The organism is Mesorhizobium shangrilense, assembly GCF_028826155.1.
Taxonomy (GTDB): domain Bacteria; phylum Pseudomonadota; class Alphaproteobacteria; order Rhizobiales; family Rhizobiaceae; genus Arvimicrobium; species Arvimicrobium flavum.
The window spans coordinates 1,300,618-1,317,841 of record NZ_JAQGPN010000001.1 but is presented as its reverse complement, the minus strand read 5'-3'; the positions used below and the strand labels follow the sequence as shown (position 1 = coordinate 1,317,841).

At 66.2% G+C, this 17,224-nt stretch carries 15 protein-coding genes; all 15 read right to left on the bottom strand.

The features are described 5' to 3' along the window. Nucleotides 1–4: 4 nt before the first annotated feature. The gene (locus PD284_RS06495) at nt 5–1,555 is read right to left on the bottom strand and encodes an ABC transporter substrate-binding protein (RefSeq protein ID WP_274627399.1); all 1,551 of its coding nucleotides are present in this window, start codon (nt 1,553–1,555) and stop codon (nt 5–7) included. Nucleotides 1,556–1,587: 32 nt separating this feature from the next. Further along, the gene (locus PD284_RS06490; RefSeq protein WP_274627398.1) at nt 1,588–2,622 is read right to left on the bottom strand and encodes an ABC transporter ATP-binding protein; all 1,035 of its coding nucleotides are present in this window, start codon (nt 2,620–2,622) and stop codon (nt 1,588–1,590) included. Beyond that, the gene (locus tag PD284_RS06485) at nt 2,619–3,653 is read right to left on the bottom strand and encodes an ABC transporter ATP-binding protein (RefSeq protein WP_274627397.1); all 1,035 of its coding nucleotides are present in this window, start codon (nt 3,651–3,653) and stop codon (nt 2,619–2,621) included. The genes PD284_RS06490 and PD284_RS06485 overlap by 4 nt, the downstream gene beginning before the upstream one ends. After that, nucleotides 3,650–4,615: a prolyl aminopeptidase gene (pip, locus tag PD284_RS06480; protein ID WP_274627396.1), complete on the bottom strand. Its 966-nt coding sequence runs from the start codon at nt 4,613–4,615 to the stop codon at nt 3,650–3,652. The genes PD284_RS06485 and pip overlap by 4 nt, the downstream gene beginning before the upstream one ends. Nucleotides 4,616–4,677: 62 nt before the next feature. After that, complete coding sequence (locus PD284_RS06475) at nt 4,678–5,850, bottom strand: mandelate racemase/muconate lactonizing enzyme family protein (protein WP_274627395.1); 1,173 nt, start codon at nt 5,848–5,850, stop codon at nt 4,678–4,680. Nucleotides 5,851–5,908: 58 nt separating this feature from the next. Further along, nucleotides 5,909–7,399: a M81 family metallopeptidase gene (locus tag PD284_RS06470; RefSeq protein WP_274627394.1), complete on the bottom strand. Its 1,491-nt coding sequence runs from the start codon at nt 7,397–7,399 to the stop codon at nt 5,909–5,911. After that, nucleotides 7,396–8,424: an ABC transporter ATP-binding protein gene (locus tag PD284_RS06465; protein ID WP_274627393.1), complete on the bottom strand. Its 1,029-nt coding sequence runs from the start codon at nt 8,422–8,424 to the stop codon at nt 7,396–7,398. The genes PD284_RS06470 and PD284_RS06465 overlap by 4 nt, the downstream gene beginning before the upstream one ends. After that, nucleotides 8,421–9,416, bottom strand: coding sequence for an ABC transporter ATP-binding protein (locus tag PD284_RS06460; protein WP_274627392.1), 996 nt, complete (start codon nt 9,414–9,416; stop codon nt 8,421–8,423). Before PD284_RS06460 ends, PD284_RS06465 begins: the two co-directional genes overlap by 4 nt. A 2-nt stretch (nt 9,417–9,418) precedes the next feature. After that, nucleotides 9,419–10,285, bottom strand: a complete 867-nt coding sequence (locus PD284_RS06455) for an ABC transporter permease (protein ID WP_274630556.1) — start codon at nt 10,283–10,285, stop codon at nt 9,419–9,421. Nucleotides 10,286–10,298: 13 nt separating this feature from the next. Then, nucleotides 10,299–11,243 (bottom strand): ABC transporter permease, encoded by a 945-nt coding sequence (locus PD284_RS06450; protein WP_274627391.1) that lies wholly within the window; start codon nt 11,241–11,243, stop codon nt 10,299–10,301. 75 nt (nt 11,244–11,318) lie between these two features. Further along, nucleotides 11,319–12,854, bottom strand: coding sequence for an ABC transporter substrate-binding protein (locus tag PD284_RS06445; protein ID WP_274627390.1), 1,536 nt, complete (start codon nt 12,852–12,854; stop codon nt 11,319–11,321). A 73-nt stretch (nt 12,855–12,927) separates the two neighbouring features. Next, on the bottom strand, nt 12,928–13,968 hold the full coding sequence (locus PD284_RS06440; RefSeq protein WP_274627389.1) for a succinylglutamate desuccinylase/aspartoacylase family protein: 1,041 nt from the start codon (nt 13,966–13,968) through the stop codon (nt 12,928–12,930). Between the two features lie 92 nt (nt 13,969–14,060). Next, nucleotides 14,061–15,203, bottom strand: coding sequence for a mandelate racemase/muconate lactonizing enzyme family protein (locus tag PD284_RS06435; RefSeq protein WP_274627388.1), 1,143 nt, complete (start codon nt 15,201–15,203; stop codon nt 14,061–14,063). 97 nt (nt 15,204–15,300) lie between these two features. After that, the gene (locus PD284_RS06430) at nt 15,301–16,011 is read right to left on the bottom strand and encodes a GntR family transcriptional regulator (protein ID WP_274627387.1); all 711 of its coding nucleotides are present in this window, start codon (nt 16,009–16,011) and stop codon (nt 15,301–15,303) included. 205 nt (nt 16,012–16,216) lie between these two features. Beyond that, complete coding sequence (locus tag PD284_RS06425) at nt 16,217–17,221, bottom strand: ATP-binding cassette domain-containing protein (RefSeq protein WP_274627386.1); 1,005 nt, start codon at nt 17,219–17,221, stop codon at nt 16,217–16,219. Nucleotides 17,222–17,224: the final 3 nt, after the last annotated feature.

Here is a 17,224-nt window from a genome sequence, read left to right as displayed (position 1 = left end):
GCCGCTATACTGTGACCTTCGTATAGTCATCGATCCCGCTCGGCCCGATGACCAGCGACTTCGCTCCCTCGGCGCCCAGGAAGAAAAGCGGCAGGTGGTCGACCGTGATCTGCGGCATCTCCTCGAGGATCAGCTTCTGCAGTTCGTGGTAGAGTTCGGCCTGCTTGCCCGGATCGAGTTCAGCGCCCGCGCGCTTGACCAGATCGGCATAGCCGTCCGGGTTCCACTGGTTCACGTTGGCTGTCGGCGCCAGGTTCGGCGAGTTGAACATGCTCGCCGGGTCCTCGGGACCGGTGTTGAAGTTGTCTGTGGTGATGTCGTAGTCGGGCTTGGTCAGCACACGCTCCAGCCAGACGGTCGCCTCCAGCTCCCTGACCGTCACCTGATGCCCGAGCCGGTTCAGGTTGTCCTGGAGGATCAGCGCCATCGACTTCAGCGAATCGAAGCCCTGGATGGTGAGAATCTCCATCTTCAGCGGCTTGTCCTTGGTGAACCCGGCCTCGGCGAGAAGCGCCGCGGCCTTGTCGAGATCGAACGGATACATCGTTGCCGAATCCGCCCAGTAGGTCGCCATTTCCGGCGGCACCGGATTGATGGTCGGACGCGCGAAGCCGAACCAGACGGTCTTGGCGTAGCTCTCGCGGTCGAAGGCGTAGGCGAGCGCCTGGCGTACGCGCTTGTCGTCGAAGGGCGCGCGCTTGGTGTTGATGTTGAAGTTCTCGTAGAGGATGTAGGGCTTGGTCTGGATGACCTCGATGCCGGCGCTCTGCGCCTGGACGACGTCCTTGCCTTCGACGAGCGCGACCATCTGCAGCGTGCCATCCTGCATGCCGGCGAGCCGGGCCTGCGAATCCGGCACGATGCGCCATTCGATGGCGGCGACCTTCGGCGCGCTGCGATGCTCGGCGTAGCGTTCGACACGGATACGGTCGCCCGGGGCCCAGTTGGCGAATTTGAACGGGCCGGTGCCGATCGGCGCCGTGCCGATGGCGCCGATGTTGGCTTCCTTGACGATCTGGACAACCGCCAGGTTGGCAAGGATCCCGGGCACCGGATTGGCGAGCGTCAGCTTCACCGTAGCATCGTCAACAGCCTCCACGGCGGAGACGGCCACCAGCTGTGGCGCGAACGGGCTGCCGACGTTCTTGTCCTGAACGCGCTTGTACGAATAGACGACGTCGGCCGCGGTGAACGGCGAGCCGTCGTGCCAGGTGACGCCCGATTTCAGCTTGAAGGTCGCGGTCAGTCCATCGGCCGCGATCTCCCAGCTGTCCGCGAGGAGCGGATCGGCCTTCAGCGTCTCCGGATTGATGAAGACAAGGGCTTCGAACACCGTCGAACGGATGCTGTGGCGGAAGACGTCGCTCGGCGACATCTGCGGATCGAGTGTGTTGATGTCGCTGGAAATGCCGACGACGAGATCGCCGCCTTCCTGCGCGAACGCCGCCGGGCTGAGCGCCAGCCCCGCCGGCAACATGGCGGCGGCGGCCGTACCGCCGAGGAGGCGCAGGAACTGCGCCCGGTTCAGTTTCATGGTCTCACTGCGAAAAGTCATTTTTGTCTCCCCATGTGGATTGTCTCAACTATTCACGTGACAACATGCGGATCTGCGACGTCCGCTTGGCCTCCCCTTGCCTCGGTGGATGCGAAATGGCACGCGGCCAACCGCCCTCCCCCATGATCCTCCAGCGCAGGCTCGAGCCGCGCGCAAATGTCCTGCGCGATCGGGCAGCGCGTGTGAAACCGGCATCCCGACGGCGGGTTGAGCGGGCTCGGAATGTCGCCTTCGATACCTTTGCCCGAACGTCCCCGAGCCTCGGGGTCCGGCAACGGGACGGCGGCCAGCAGCGCCCTGGAATATGGATGCAACGGCGCTTCATAGAAGGCGTTTGCCGGCGCCAGCTCCACCAGCTTGCCAAGATACATGACGCCGATGCGGTCCGAGACGTGCCGGATGACGCCAAGGTCGTGCGAGATGAACAGGATCGTCAGGCCGAGTTGCTCCTGCAGGTCCTTCATCAGGTTGAGGATCTGCGCCTGCACCGAAACATCGAGCGCGGAAACGGGCTCGTCGGCGACAATGAGCCCGGGTTCCAGTGCGAGGGCGCGCGCGATGCCGATACGCTGACGCTGCCCGCCGGACAGCTCGCGCGGCAGCCGGTCGGCATAGGCCGGGGAAAGGCCCACTTGTTCGAGCAGCGCCGAAACGCGCGCGCGCTCCTCCTGCCGCGAGCCGGCGACACCCTGGATGCGCAAGGCGTCGCGCAGGATCGAGCCGACTTTCTTGCGTGGATTGAGACTCGCCATCGGATCCTGGAAGATGAGCTGGATCCGTCGACGCAGCGGTCGCATCTCGCGCATCGTGCGGTGGGTGATGTCCTCGCCCGCGAACACCACGCTGCCGTCGCTCGGTTCCGCCAGCCGGGCGACGCAGCGCGCGAGGGTGGACTTTCCGCAGCCGGATTCGCCCACCAGCCCCAGCGTCTCGCCTTCGGCAATGTCGAAGCTGACGCCGTCGACCGCATGCAGATGGCGCTGAATCCGGCGGAACGGGCCACCGCGGATAGGGAAGACCTTTCGCAGGTCCCGGATACTTACCAGGGGCCGTTGGCTCGCACTCATGACGCCGTCCCGCCAGCCGGGCGTTGAGCCAGATGCTGCTTCGCCACCGGCGAAAGCCAGCACCGATCGAGATGGTCCGCATCTCCGGCGGCCGCCAATGGCGGCTCCTCCAGGCAGCGGCCAAAGGCGTGATCGCAGCGCGGACGAAAGGCGCAGCCTTCCGGCTTGCCCTCCGCCAACAACGGCGGCGCTCCCCTGATCGAAGGCAGGCGACTCGTCTTCAGGCGATTTGCGGCCGGGATCGAAGCGAGCAGGCCGGCCGTGTAGGGGTGCTGCGGCGAACGGAAGACCTCGCGCACGGGACCGCTCTCGACGCAGCGCCCGGCGTACATGACGAGCACGCGATCCGCGATCTCCGCGACGACTCCGAGATCATGCGTGATGAAGATCACCGCCATCCCGTATCCGGCGCGCAGCCGCGCAAGCAGAAGCAGGATCTGCTTCTGCATGGTCACGTCGAGCGCGGTGGTCGGTTCGTCGGCGATCAGCAGGGCCGGATTGCCGGCAAGCGCGATCGCTATCATCGCACGCTGGCGCATCCCGCCGGAGAACTGATGCGGATAGTTGTCGATGCGCACCTCGGGATTGGGGATGCCGACCTGTGCGAGGAGCTCAAGCGTGCGCAGCCGTCGCTCGCCGCGACCCATTTCTGTGTGGATCGACAACGCCTCATCGATCTGGGCGCCGATGCGGTGCAGCGGGTTGAGGCTGCTCATCGGGTCCTGGAAGATCATCGCCATGCGCGAACCGCGCAAGCGGCGCATCGCGTGCTCGTCGAGAGCGAGCAGATCCTGGCCTTCGAAGACGACCTGGCCCGACAGACGAAAATTCGGATCGGTCCGGTTCAGGCCGATGATCGAGCGCGCGGTCACCGTTTTCCCGCATCCCGACTCGCCAACGATGCAGACGACTTCGCCCGGCGACACGGAGAACGACACGTCATTGACCAGTACGGCGTCATGGGCGTCCCTCAAGCTCACGCTGAGGTTGCGCACGTCGAGCAGGGGTTGGCCGATGACGTGTGCGCTCACCAACCTACCTCCAGGCGTTTGGCGAGGCGGGCCTGCGCAGCGACCAGCGCTGCCGCCATCGCCGGCTCCTCGATGGAATGGTTGGCGTCGGTGACGATCTCGAACTCCGCTTCGGGCCACGCGCGCGCCAGATCCCACGCGCTGCGCGCCGGCGTGATGACGTCGTAGCGCCCCTGCACGATGATCGCCGGCAGGTGCCTGATGCGGCCGATGTCGGCCAGGAGCTGGCCGTCCTCGACGAAGAAGTCGTTGCGGCAATAGTTGGTGAACAGCCGCGCCACCGGCAGGGCCTTGTCGGCCTGGCTCGACTGGGCGACGAACTCGGCATCGTAGCGGAATAGGAGCGTCGACGCGTTGTAGGTGGCGAAGGCCTTCGCCGCCGGGAGATGCACGGCTGGATCCGGATCGAACAGCCGCTTCGCATAGCCGGTCAGCAGGTCGTCCCGCTCGTCGACCGGCAGGGCGTCGCGGAACCTCTCCCATTCCGCGGGGAACAGCCAGCGCGTCCCTCCCCACCACCAGTCGCGCTCGATGGCGCGGCCGAGGAAGATGCCGCGGATCAGCAGCGCCTCGCATCTTTCGGGATGGCTCTCTGCGTAGGCAAGGCTGAGGAAGCTGCCCCACGAACCGCCGCTGATCACCCAGCGCTCAATGCCGAGTTTTTGGCGAAGCACCTCGATGTCATCGACCAGATGCTGCGTCGTGTTGTTGTCGATGACGCCATGCGGCGCCGAGCGCCCGCAGCCGCGCTGGTCGAAGAGTACGATGCGCCAGATGGACGGATCGTAGTAGCGGCGATGGCGGGGCTTGCAGCCGCCCCCCGGGCCGCCGTGCAGGAAGACGATGGGACGCCCGCCAGGATTGCCGCACTGTTCGTAGTAGAGAGCGTGTCCGTCCGAAACGGCCAGCATGCCGCTGTCGTACGGCTCCAACTCCGGGAAAAGTGCGTCCTCCAGAACCATCACAGCGTCCTGCGCGGTTGGCGCGGGCGCCCCATGCGCCCGCTTAGGCGTCGATGAATTCCCTAGTTCGCCGACGTCGAGAACAGCGTCTTACCGCCGACCTTGATCTCGACGTCCACTTTGTACTGCTTCAGTGCGTCCGTATTGACCTCGATGCCCAGGCCCGGCGCGTCGGGCACCTCGATTTCGCCGTTCGCGTTCGGCGCGATGTGGTTGCGCGTCAGGTCGACGGCGAGCTGCTTCAGCGTCGTCGGATACTCGCAGATCACATGGTCCTTCAGCCCGGCGAAAGGCTGCAGCGAGGCGCTGAGCGCGAGGTTCGACGTGAAGGTGTGGTTGATGTAGGTGACGCCACGTGCGGCGGCGTAGTCGGCCACCTGCTTGGCCGGCCACAGGCCGCCGATGCGGCCGCAGTCGATCTGGATGTAGCCGACGCGGCCGAAGTCGATCAGGTGCTCGGCCATGTAGCGGTTGTGGGCGGCCTCGCCGCCGGCGGTCTTTACCGTCTTCACGCGGTCGCGCAGCGCCCCGTAGGCGCCGTAGGCCGAGCCGTGGAAGGGCTCCTCGAAGAAGGTGACACGGTTGCGCTCCATGGCGTCGAGGCGCGCGGCGGCGGCATCGACGTCCTCGCCGAAGATCTGGCCGGCGTCGATCAGCAGGATGCCGTCGGGGCCAAGGCCCTCGCGCGCTGCATCCAGGTGTGCGATGTCGCCCGCCAGCGAATCGCCGAACGGAGCCCAGCCGAACTTGACGGCCCGGAACCCACGCCCGCGCATTTCCCTGGCGCGCTCCAGCGTGCCCTGCGGCGTCGTGCCGAACAGCACCGATGCATAGGGGATCTTCGGATAGGCGGCGTCATAACCGAGCAGCTTCCAGGCGGGTACGCCGCGGGCGTGGCCGAGCAGGTCCCACATCGCCATCTCGATGCCCGACCAGGTGTGCGCCGCCTGCAGCAGGTCCATACTGTTGAAGGCGAGCGCCGCCGACATGCGGCGGATGTCGTCCGGCCCGTCCAGCGTCTGACCCAGCACCGAGTCCGATACCGGGCGGCAGGCGCCGTGCGACATCGGGCTGACGAACGCCGCAATGGACGGCAGCGGAGCCGCCTCGCACTCGCCCCAGCCGACATGCCCGCCGGCGCTGACGCGCACCACCAGCGCGTCTTGGCTGCCGTCAGCCTCGGTGGTCACCTCCGGCATCGCGACATAGAAGAAATCAACGCTATCGACTTTCATGGTCCGCCTTGTCTTTGTTGCGCCTTGCAGCGTTATCTCGATGAATGGGTGTCGTGGATCAGGCGTTGCGCCGGTAGACGACAGCGCGCGGGATGAAGGGCGTGTCCGGCTCGATCGGATAGATCGGGCGGGCGCAAAGCTCGTGTCCGAGGCTCGCGACATCCGCCGAGGTCGATCCCGGCGCGTCCACGTTGAAGTTCTTCGCGACCCACTGGTCGTACATGTGGAACTCGGTGTGCGGCGACTTGACGATGGTCAGGTCGAAGTCCTGCGGGTCGAGACCGTTGGCGTAGTAGAGCGAGCGGTCGAACAGGAAGGCCGGCTTGCTGAGGACGAGCACGGTGAAGTTCCCGAAGGTCAGCACGGCGCTTGGGCCTGCATCGAGTGGAAGCCCCATGGTTTCCAGAACTGCCTTGCCGCGCGACAGGCTCTCGACCGTCGCCGTCACCTTCATCGGCTGGAAGCGCGCCGCATCGACCGTTCCGCCAAGCATGACCTCGATCGTCGCGCCCACGCCCGCAGCATGCGCCGCGGCGGCGGCCGGAGCATCGACGATCTGCGCCAGCGCGCGGCGCTCGTAGTCGCCGTCGCGAAGCGCCTTGAGAAGTGCATTGGAATCGCCGCTTGCGCCCGACGATGTCGCGTCGGCCGCGTCGGTGAAGATGACCGGGCCCTTCATATGACGCGCGAGCGCAACGGCCTTTTCAGGCGCGACGAGCTTGCCGACCAGCCGATGGCGGCCGGCCCACATCGCCTCGGCCAGCTTGATCGCCGAGGTCTCGGCGGAGCCGTCCGCCTGTTCGGTCACGACGATCGCCTGCGTGCAGAGCTCGGGCGCATCGGTGAACGGATTGCCGATCATCACGCCCGCCGCCAGCGCCTTGCCCGAATGCTCGAGGAGCTGGCCGTCGGCCAGCACGTCGCCATAAAGGCCGGTCTTGGTGATGCACTCGTCGCCGCGCGCCAGCATCGGCACGACGACGCGGGCGATTGTGGGCTTCAGCTTGCCGTCGACGATATCGAGGAGCTGCCGTGCGGCGCGCACGCCGGTATCGGCGAAGTCGACGTGCGGATAGGTCTGGTAGATGGCCAGGCCGTCCACCTGCCGCAGCATGCGGTCGGTCAGGATGCCGTGGAGGTCGAGCGAGATGACGATCGGCACGTCCGGCCCGAAGGCGCGGCGGATTTCCTCCAGCAGAAAGCCCTCCGGGTCATGCTCCCCGATCGCGCCCATGGCGCCGTGCAGCGAGACGTAGAGCGCGTCGACCTTGCCGGCGTGCGGCAGCACCGCCTGCAGAACCTCACGCGAAAGGCGCTGCCAACCCTCGGCGGACAAGATGCCCGCGCTGTCGGCGCGCGCCGAAATGGTCGGCAGGATGCTGACGTCGCTCCGCTCGTCGAACACCGACAGCGCGCCGCCGACCGAGGTGTTGAGCCCACGACGCGACAGCAGCGCGTCGCCATGGTCGATCTTGAAGTCCTCATACTGCGACGGCAGCGGATTGAAGGACGAGATCTCCTGCATGCATTCGGCAATGAGGATCTTCATGAGACGACTCCGGAAATCGACGGGAGGCGGGGCGGCACCGGGAGCGTGCCGTCGGCCACGAGATGACAGGCCACCGACCGGCCATCGGCCAGGGTGGAGAGCGCAGGGTCTTCCGAGCGGCAGCGGTCGACCGCGAAGCGGCAGCGCGGGGCGAAGCGGCACCCGGCGGGGATCGCCAGCGGGCTCGGTACGTCGCCCTGCAGCTTCTCGCGATTGCGCTTGGCGCGCGGATGCGCCGGCGGAATGGCCGACAGCAGCGCCCGCGTATAGGGATGGGCCGGAGCGGCGAAGAGCGTCGCCGCATCTGCCAGTTCCACGATCCGCCCGAGATACATCACCGCCACCCGGTCCGAGATGTGACGGACCACCGAGAGGTTGTGCGAGATGAAGAGGTAGGTGAGGCCGAGTTCCTGCTGCAAATCCTGCAACAGGTTGATCACCTGCGCCTGGACGGACACGTCGAGCGCCGACACCGCCTCGTCGCAGACCAGGAATTCCGGCTCCAGCGCCAGGGCGCGCGCGATGCCGATGCGCTGGCGCTGGCCGCCCGAGAACTGATGCGGATAGCGGTCCGCGGCAGCGGCCGGCAAGCCGACGAGATCCAGAAGGCGCGCCACCTTGCGTTGGCGCTCTGCGCCGCGTGCGAGGCCATGGATGGCGAGAGGCTCGCCAACGATGGTCCCGACGCTCATGCGCGGGTTGAGCGATCCGAACGGGTCCTGGAAGATGATCTGGAGGTCGCGCCGCCGCTCGTTCATCTGGGCGGCGGTCAGCGCGGTGAGATCCGCATCCTTGTGGATCACCTGTCCGGACGTCGGCTCGAGCAGGCGCAGGAACAGGCGGCCGGCAGTCGACTTGCCGCAACCGGACTCGCCGACGAGTCCAACGGTCTCCTGGCGACGGATCGCCAGATCGATGCCGTCCACGGCACGCACCACCGCGCGCTGCCCTTTCCCGAGCAACCCGCTGCGCGGCTCGAAATGCTTGGTGAGGCGGCGCGCCTCGATCAGGATCTCGTCGGTCATGTCGCGCTCGCCTGCAGGATCGGAGACGGCTGCGCGTAGCCGAACGGCCGGATGCACGCCGCGGCCTGTCCCGGCGCGAGCTCGGCCAGGGGCGGAGGCGCGACGCGGCACGCTTCCCGGACGTGCGCACAGCGCGGCGCGAAACGGCAGCCCTTTGGCATCTGGCCGACGGCAGGAACCGAGCCGGCGATGGTCGTCAAACGGTCGCCCGTATCGTCGAGCGACGGGATCGAGGCGAGCAGCGCCTGCGTGTAGGGATGGGAAGGGTTGTCGAACAGAGTCTCCACATCCGCCATCTCGGCGACGCGGCCAGCGTACAGCACCATGACCTTGTGGGCCATTTCGGCGACGACGCCGAGATCGTGGGTGATCATCATCAGCGCCATGCCGCTCTCGGCCTGGATGTTGCGCAAGAGGTCGAGGATCTGCGCCTGAATGGTCACGTCGAGCGCGGTGGTCGGTTCGTCGGCGATCAACAGCTTCGGCTCGGCGGCCAGCGCCACAGCGATCATGACACGCTGGCGCATGCCGCCGGAAAGCTCGTGCGGATAGGCAGCGAGGCGCGAGGAGGCCGACGGTATCTCGACGCGCTCCAGGAGTTCGATGGCGCGCCGCCTGGCGGCGTCCGCGCTCATGCCCTTGCGGATGCGCAGCACCTCGTCGATCTGGTCGCCGACGCGCATGATCGGGTTCAGCGAAGTCATCGGCTCCTGGAAGATCATGGAGATGTCCCTGCCGCGCTTCTGCCGCCAGGCGGCCGGCGGGAGGGCCGACAGGTCCTCGCCGTCGAGCACGATGCGGCCCGACTTGCGCCGCACCGGGAAGCCGAGCAGGTCCATGATCGTCAGCGCCAGCATCGACTTGCCGCTGCCGGATTCGCCGACCACGCACAGCACTTCGCCGGCTGCCAGCGTGAACGACACGTCCTCCAGCACGCTTGGCGCCGATGCGTTCGACCCGACGACGGTCGTGAGATTTTCCACCGTCAGCATGGTCACATCCGGATGCGTGGATCGAGGACGTCGCGCAGGCCGTCGCCGAGCAGGTTGAGGCCAAGCACCACGACGAGGATGATCACCCCCGGGAACAGCGTCACCCACGGCGCCTCGACCATGAAGTCGCGGCCGTTGGCGATGATGCCGCCGAAGGTCGCGGCCGGCGGGGGCGGGCCAACGCCGATGTAGGAGAGGATGGCCTCCGCCAGGATCGCCGAGGCGAACACATAGGTCAGGCGCACGATCAGCGGCGCCAGGGAGTTCGCAAGGATATGGCGGAAGAGAATGCGCATGTGGCTGGCGCCGAGAGCGCGCGCGGCCTCGACATACTCCATCTCGCGCACGACCAGAACAGAGGCCCGGACAATGCGCGCCGTGTGCGGCGTGGTGGCAATTCCCAGCGCCAGGATGACGTTGGGCACCGAAGAGCCGAGCGTGGCCGCAACCGTGATGGCAAGCAGGATAGCCGGGAACGCCATCATGGCGTCCATGATGCGCATAAGCACGTTGTCCAGCTTGCGGAAGTAACCTGAGACCGCGCCGATCAGCGTCCCGAAGACGCCAGTGAAGACGACGACCGACAGCCCGATGAAGAGCGACAGCCGCCCGCCATGGATCGAGCGGGAAAGGATGTCGCGGCCGAAATGATCCGTGCCGAACCAGTGTTCCCAGCTGGGCGGCTGGAGCCGGGCCCGGAAATTGTTCAGGTTCGGCTTGTAGGGCGCGATCTGGTCCGCAAACAGGGCGAGAACCAACACTACCAGGAACAACCCCGCGCCGATGACGAAGCCGCGGTTTCCGGCAAGCCGTCGCAGGAACACCGCGAACGGATTCTGCCGCTCCGGCAGCGCCTCCTCGGCGCGCATGGTCAGGCCGGCGCTACTCAAGGCGCACCCGCGGATCGATGGCGGCGTAGAGCAGGTCCACGACGAGGTTGATGAGAAGATAGATCACGGTCAGGAACAGCAGTCCGCCCTGTATGAGTGGATAGTCGCGGCTGAGGATGCCGCCGATGATCAGCCGCCCGACGCCGGGCAGCGCGAAGACCTGCTCGACGACCACCGCACTGCCGAGCAGCGCGCCGGCAATGATACCGGTGACGGTGAGGATCGGCATCATGGCATTCGGCAGGCCGTGGCGCATGAGGATGTAGAGACCCGACAGCCCCTTCGATTCCGCGGTGCGCATGAAGTCCTGGCTGATGACGTCGAGCATGGCCGAGCGCGTCATGCGCGCGATGAAGCCAATCTGCACCACGGCGAGCGTGATTGTGGGAAGCGCCATCGACCTGACCCAGCCGACGGGATCCTCGAAGAGCGGGACGTAGCCGCCGGAGGGCAACCAGCCGAGCTGAACGGAGAAGACCACGATGAGCAGGAGGCCGAACCAGAAGTCGGGAACCGACAGGCCGAGCAAGGCGAAGGTCATCACCGTCTGGTCGGCCCAGGTTCCACGGCGCGCGGCGGCCAGCATGCCCGCCGCGACACCCAGGCCGATGGCGACGACCAGCGCCATTGCCGCCAGCATCAGGGTAAGCGGAAGGCGTTCGAGGATGGCCGAGAGAACGGGGGTGCGCAGCAGGATCGACTGGCCGAGATCGCCCGTGAGCACGCGGCCGTACCATTCGGCCATCTGCACCAGCGGCGGCTGATCGAGGCCGAGCTGCTCGCGCAGCCGCTGCGCGTCTTCCGCCGTCGAGCTCGGACCGAGGAACGCTGCGGTCGGGTCGCCCGGAATGATCCAGATGACCGCGAACGACATCAAGGAAACCAGAAAAAGAACCGGCACGACGGAGATGAAGCGCCGCAGCAAATAGTCTCGCATGCCCACCTCCTGTGCGCTGGTTTGGGGAGACATCGCCGCCCGAGCGGCGATGCCAGATCATGGGTGCCGGCTTGCTTACTGCGCCAGCGTCACACCCCACATGCGGGGGATGCGGAACGGAACGAAGTTCTCGACCTTGTCGTTGGTGACCTGGAACAGGCCGTAGTTGCCGGTCTTGATCGCCACAACGTTGTCCAGCATGCGCAGCTGGAACTGCTTGAACAGGTCCTTCTTCTGCGCCTCGTCAAGCGTGGCGTTGAACTCGCCGGCGATGCGGTCGATCTCCGGATCGGGCACGATCTGGGCGTTGCCGTTCACGAAAGCCGACATGACGGTGCCGGGTCCCTCGAAAGGCTCGATGCCGAAGCCGTGAGTCCAGAAGTTCCAGCCGGTCTTGGAGAAGCCGACCTTGGTGGTCGTCGGCCAGTCGGCCACGACGATGTCTACTTTCACGCCGATCGCCTCGAGCCGCGCTTGGAAGACGGTGGCGATATCCACGTTGGGCCGCAGGTTGTCGGTGATGAAGGTGACCGGCTCGCCCTTGTAGTTGGACTGGTCGAGGAACGCCTTCGCCTTGTCGAAGTCGGCGACGTTGTACTGGTCGAGCCCGGCGTCGGAAGCGAAGGGCGAGGTCGGGAAGACCCAGCCGCCGTCCACCTGGTTGATCCCGGCATACGAGATCTCCATCACCTCTTCCATGTCGAGCGCAGCCTGAACGGCCTTGCGGAAGTTGACATCGTCGGTGGGCGCCTGGTTGTGGTTCAGCTTGATCACCTGGAAGGCGAAGGGCAGCACGTCGTGCACGACGTATTTCGAGTCGCCGCGCAGACGCTCCGCGGTCGGCCCGTCGACGGTCTCGACGATCTGAACCGCGCCCGATTCAAGCGCCGCCGTGCGCGCGCCCGCCTCAGGGATGAAGCGGAAGACGACACGGTCGATCAGCACCTCTTTCTTGCCTGCAAGTCCGTCCCGCTTGTCGTAGGCGGGATTGGGAACGTACTCGGCGTACTTCTCCAGCGTGACATGGCTGTCCGGCTGATATTCGACGAACTTGAACGGGCCGGTGCCGATGTACTGGACCTCGTTGGCGCCCTTGGCGGCTTCCTCCGCGGGATAGATCGCGATCGGCGCCCGCGGCGACGAGATATTGTCGAGGAACACCGACTGCTTCTGCTTCAGCTTGATCGCCACTTCGTAGGGGCTGACGGCGGAGACAGTGTCGATCGCGGCGACCAAGGCCGGCGACACGCCGATCTTGCGGTAGCGCTCGATGGAGGCGACCACGTCTTCCGACGTCATCTCCTTGCCATTGTGGAATTTGACGCCTTCGCGCAGCTTGAACGTATAGGTGAGGCCGTCATCCGAAACGCTGACGCCGCTGGCCAGGTCGGGGACCGGCTCGGCGTTTTCGTTGCGTGCGTAAAGGGTCTCGTAGATATGAAGCGTTATGTTACGGGCGACCTGAGCATTGGTGACGTGGGCATCGAGCGACGGCGGCCCCTGCACCGAGGCGATGACGATCTCTCCGCCGGCAGCCATCGCCATCGGCGCGACCATGACCGAACTCATCAGTCCGAATGCGAACGCCAGTGCTTTCATTCTTACAGACATCACTTCCCCCTTTTGCTTGAAGCTCTCCCGGCGCGGGCGGCGCGGCTGCCCGGGCCCTTTATCAGCGGCAGGCTCATCCCGCCGCCAGCTTGTCGTCATAGTCGCTCATGACCACGGCGATGGTATCGCCGCGCGCCACCCGCCCAGGACCGGCCGACATCCAGAGAACGCCGTCGCGGTGGTAGTTGACCTGGATGGGATCGCGGTCGACGTCCTCGACGAAGTGGACCCATCCGGCCGGCTGCCCGGCCTTGACCTCCTCGCCGACGAGGTTGGTCGGCTCGAAAAGCCCGCCTGCAGGCGCGAAGGAGTAGCAGGCCGGATCGCGCACCATCATGTGGCGCGTGCCCGCCGAGCCGTCGCGCTGCGCGGTCTCGGGCTTGCCCTCGACGACGCCGAAGTGCTTCAGGATATTGTCGACGCCACGGCGGCCGATGCGCACGCCCTCGACGTTGACGCGGCCCCACCCGCCAAGCTCGGTGCCCAGCGAGATCGCGCCACGGCGCTCCACGCAGGAGGTAAAGGTCGCGCCCTCGTCCACGCCCCAGAAGACGGTGTTGTAAGGCGCGCCAAAGGCTGCGGCGGCCTCCATGGTCTTCTTGCGCATGGCCGGATCCGGCAGGTAGTGCATGTTGGTCGATGGCGCGGAATCGCCGCTGTGACCGGCTGTGTGCAGATCGACCGACACGTCCGCCAGCGGCAGGATGTAGCCGTCGAGGAAATGGGCCAGCATTTCCGAGAACGTGCCCTTCGGATTGCCGGGGAAGCAGCGGTTCATGTCGCGGTTGTCGACGGGGCTGAGCCGCGTGTCGTTGAGCACCGCCGGGATGTTGTACGCCGGGATCATGATCACCCGGCCCTGAACGCGGGCCGGATCGAGCGTGCGGGCGAGGCGTGAGATGGCGATCGGCCCCTCATACTCGTCGCCGTGGATGCCGCCGGTGAGCAGGATGGTCGGGCCGGAACCGTTCTTCACGGAGATGATCGGGATCTCCACGACGCCCCAGCCCGAGGTATTGCGCGAAAGCGGCGCGCGCAGATAGCCCGCCTGCCGACCGTTCCTGTCGAAATCGATGGGATTTGAAATGCGACTTTTCTCGACCTGCAGCGCCACAGCGCATCCCCCGCTCTTGCATGCCCGAACGACGTTCCGGGCTCCAACTCAACAACTATTGCGTACGGTATACCGTATGTCAAGCAGCCAGATCAGTCTCCGAGAACGCGATCGAGATCGCGCGTCACCTCGCGCAGCGCATCCTTGTTCAGCTTGATGCCGAGGCCCGGCGCCGACGGGATCTGCAGCATGCCGTCGGCATCCAGTGACCAGCCTCCAACCGTGATCTCGTCGATGTATGGCGAGCCGCCGATGTACTCGACCAGATCGGCCGTGGGGATCGCGGCGGCAAGCTGCAGATCGACGGCGAGACCGACGGCCGTGTTCCATCCGTGGCCGATGTAGCGGACGCCAAAGGCGTTCGCCATGCGCGCAATCTGGATCTGCTCCGAGATGCCGCCGACCTTGGTGACGTCGGGCTGAACGATGTCGAGCGCCCGCTTCTCGAACCAGGGCAGGAAGTTCTGCCGACGCGTGATGCATTCGCCGGTCGCGATCGGCACCGGGCTGCGTTCGCGCAGGCTGCGGAAGTCGTCGACGGCATCCGGCCGCAACGCCTCCTCGAACCAGTAGACGTCGTAGTCCTTCAGCATCGCCGCCGTGTTGACGGCCCAGTTGAGGCCGTTCGGCCAGAAGGCGTCGCTGGCGCCGGCGTCCACCATCAGCAGGCAGTCGTCGCCGGCCCCTTCGCGGGCCGCACGCACGATCTCCTCGTCGAGCCTGGCGCTCTCACGCCGTCCGAACGGACCCCAGCCGATCTTGATCGCCCGGAAACCCTGGCTGCGGTAGAAGGCGGTGCGCTCGCGCATCAGCTCCGGCATTTCCATCAGGATCGAGGCGTAGGCCTTCACCCGTGTCCGGTAAGTGCCGCCGAGCAGGCGGCCGATCGGCTGGCCGGTGACCTGCCCGAAAATGTCCCACAGCGCGATGTCTACGCCGCTGATGGCGTGGGTAATCGAGCCGCCATGTCCCATCCAGAAGGTGTTCTGGTGCAGCTTCTCGCTGACCCGCATCGGCTCGATGGCGCTCTCGCCGATCAGCAGCGGACGCAGCACCGCCAGCGCCGCCTCCACCAGCCGCGCATCCGTGAACACGCTGCCGATGCCGACATGGCCTTCATCCGAGCGGACCACCACCAGCGCGTGAATGGAATCGTCGGGCTGGATTTCGTTGCTCCAGCCCCCCTTCGGCGACTTTCCGAACAGACCGAGCGCCTCGACACTGGCAATCTTCATGCTTGCAATCTCCCTGTTTGCAGGCGCAACGAGCCCCGTCGCGCCCGCACGATCGTGCAGGCAACGCCAGCAGCGCCGCACCTGTCGTTCGTTGGGGCTAGACCCCGTTCGCTTCTCCCCGCGCACGCGTCATCGGCGCGGTAAAATGTCTGAGCAACTGCTCGGGGATGTCCGCCGCATCCCCGTTGCGAATGAATTCGACGAGGCGCGCATGCAGCTGCACCTCGCCCGTGCGGTCTGCGGCGTCCGCCCAGTCGCGGCAGAACACGATGATCATGTGCTGCGCCAGGCCTTCCCAAATCTGCGCCGCCAGCTCGTTCTCGGAATGGCGCGCCACGGCGCGATGGAACTCGAGGTCAACCGAACCCAGCGCCACCGGGTCGCCCGACCCGGACAGCGAACCCATCGCCTTGATAATCCCGTCGAGTTCCCCGACCAGCGGCGCGCGGTCGTGCCCCGGCCGCATGACGTGCTGGAATATGATTGTCTCGAGGGCAAGCCGCAGCTCGAACAGCTCGGCGATGCGCCGCGGGCTGTAGTCGGCGACGCGCAGGCCGCGCTGATCCCTGCCCCCAACGAGGATGCCGCGCAGTTGCAGCTTCTGCATCGCCTCGCGCGCCGGAACCCGGCTGACGTTCAGCGCTGCGGCGACCTCGGCCTCGGTGATGCGCTCGCCGGCCGCCTTGTCGCCGCGCGCAATCGCGAGGATCAGCCGCTCCTCCACCTCGTCGGCAGTCGTCCTGCCGCGCTGGATCGGAGCCACGCCCCAGGCTCGGTCCTGCTGGGTCTGCGCATTGCGACTGGTCATGGGAAGGCGAACGATGCTCCGATGCGACATACGACGCCATCAGCGTCGAGTCATAGCAGTCGCATACGGTATACCGTTAGTCAACGGGCTCGCTTCAGCTATCCTTGGCCATGGAGGCCAGGATGGTCCGCAAGTTGACGAGCATCGCCCTGCGACCCAACCCCGGGATCGCAAAGGCGCCATGCGTCGAACTGTTTTGTCTGTCTTACCGGTCCGCCAGCGCCCGAGGCTCAGACTCGGCTGTCGCAGAAAATGCCGCCGGCAGGAAGCGGCAGGAGATGCCATGGCCGTCGGCAATCTGGTGCCATGGGGCGGAACCTGTCGCCTCATGGTCCACGCCATAGGCGCAAGGTCCGGCGGCCGGCGTATCGGCAAGGCGAAGATCAGGAGCGGCCTGCCGCAGCTTCTCGCGTTGCAGGACGGGATCCGGCACCGGAACGGCGTCCAGCAGCATCCGCGTATAGGGGTGCCCCGGGGTGTCGTAGACTTGGGACGAACTGCCCATCTCAACGATCCGGCCGCCGAACATCACCGCCACGTCGTGGGCGACCTCGCGTACGATCGCCAGATCATGCGCGATGAACAGATAGGACAGGCCGAGCCTCTCCTGGAGCGACTGCAGGAGCGTCACAATCTGCGCCTGGGTCCGGACATCGAGGGCCGATACCGGTTCGTCGCAGACGACGAAATCCGGACTCACGGCAAGCGCGCGCGCAATCACGATGCGCTGGCGCTGGCCGCCCGAAAATTCATGCGGATACCGGTGCATGACGGCCGGATCCATCGCCACCAGCTCAAGCAATTCCTCGACGCGCTCCCGCACCTGGGCGGCCGGAACCGACCGGTGCACGCGCAGCGGCTCGCTCAGCGTCTGTCCGATCGTCATGCGCGGGTGCAGGCTCGAATACGGGTTCTGGAGAACGAACTGCATGTGCCGGCGCATCCGGCGCAGTTCGGACGACGACAGCGTCGTCAGGTCTTTGCCCAGCAGCTTCACCGATCCGGCGTGGGCCTTCTGCAGCTGCAGCACGGCGCGGCCGGTCGTTGTTTTCCCTGAACCCGACTGTCCGACGAGGCCGAGCGTCCGGCCCGGACCGATGTCGAACGACACGCGATCGACGGCGACGACCGGTTGGCTCGCGCCTCTGGCGGGAAACGTCACCGACAGGTCCCTGACCTGCAGCACCGGCTGCTTTGATTCCAGGCTCATGAG

Bases quoted from the DNA above. Each gene is read 5' to 3' on its own strand.
- PD284_RS06460 (WP_274627392.1), bottom strand. From the start codon at position 9,416: ATGCTGACGGTGGAAAATCTCACGACCGTCGTCGGGTCGAACGCATCG.
- PD284_RS06470 (WP_274627394.1), bottom strand. From the start codon at position 7,399: ATGAAGATCCTCATTGCCGAATGCATGCAGGAGATCTCGTCCTTCAAT.
- pip (WP_274627396.1), bottom strand. From the start codon at position 4,615: ATGGTTCTGGAGGACGCACTTTTCCCGGAGTTGGAGCCGTACGACAGC.
- PD284_RS06490 (WP_274627398.1), bottom strand. From the start codon at position 2,622: ATGAGTGCGAGCCAACGGCCCCTGGTAAGTATCCGGGACCTGCGAAAG.
- PD284_RS06435 (WP_274627388.1), bottom strand. From the start codon at position 15,203: ATGAAGATTGCCAGTGTCGAGGCGCTCGGTCTGTTCGGAAAGTCGCCG.
- PD284_RS06450 (WP_274627391.1), bottom strand. From the start codon at position 11,243: ATGCGAGACTATTTGCTGCGGCGCTTCATCTCCGTCGTGCCGGTTCTT.
- PD284_RS06455 (WP_274630556.1), bottom strand. From the start codon at position 10,285: ATGCGCGCCGAGGAGGCGCTGCCGGAGCGGCAGAATCCGTTCGCGGTG.
- PD284_RS06430 (WP_274627387.1), bottom strand. From the start codon at position 16,011: ATGACCAGTCGCAATGCGCAGACCCAGCAGGACCGAGCCTGGGGCGTG.
- PD284_RS06445 (WP_274627390.1), bottom strand. From the start codon at position 12,854: ATGTCTGTAAGAATGAAAGCACTGGCGTTCGCATTCGGACTGATGAGT.
- PD284_RS06495 (WP_274627399.1), bottom strand. From the start codon at position 1,555: ATGACTTTTCGCAGTGAGACCATGAAACTGAACCGGGCGCAGTTCCTG.
- PD284_RS06465 (WP_274627393.1), bottom strand. From the start codon at position 8,424: ATGACCGACGAGATCCTGATCGAGGCGCGCCGCCTCACCAAGCATTTC.
- PD284_RS06425 (WP_274627386.1), bottom strand. From the start codon at position 17,221: ATGAGCCTGGAATCAAAGCAGCCGGTGCTGCAGGTCAGGGACCTGTCG.
- PD284_RS06475 (WP_274627395.1), bottom strand. From the start codon at position 5,850: ATGAAAGTCGATAGCGTTGATTTCTTCTATGTCGCGATGCCGGAGGTG.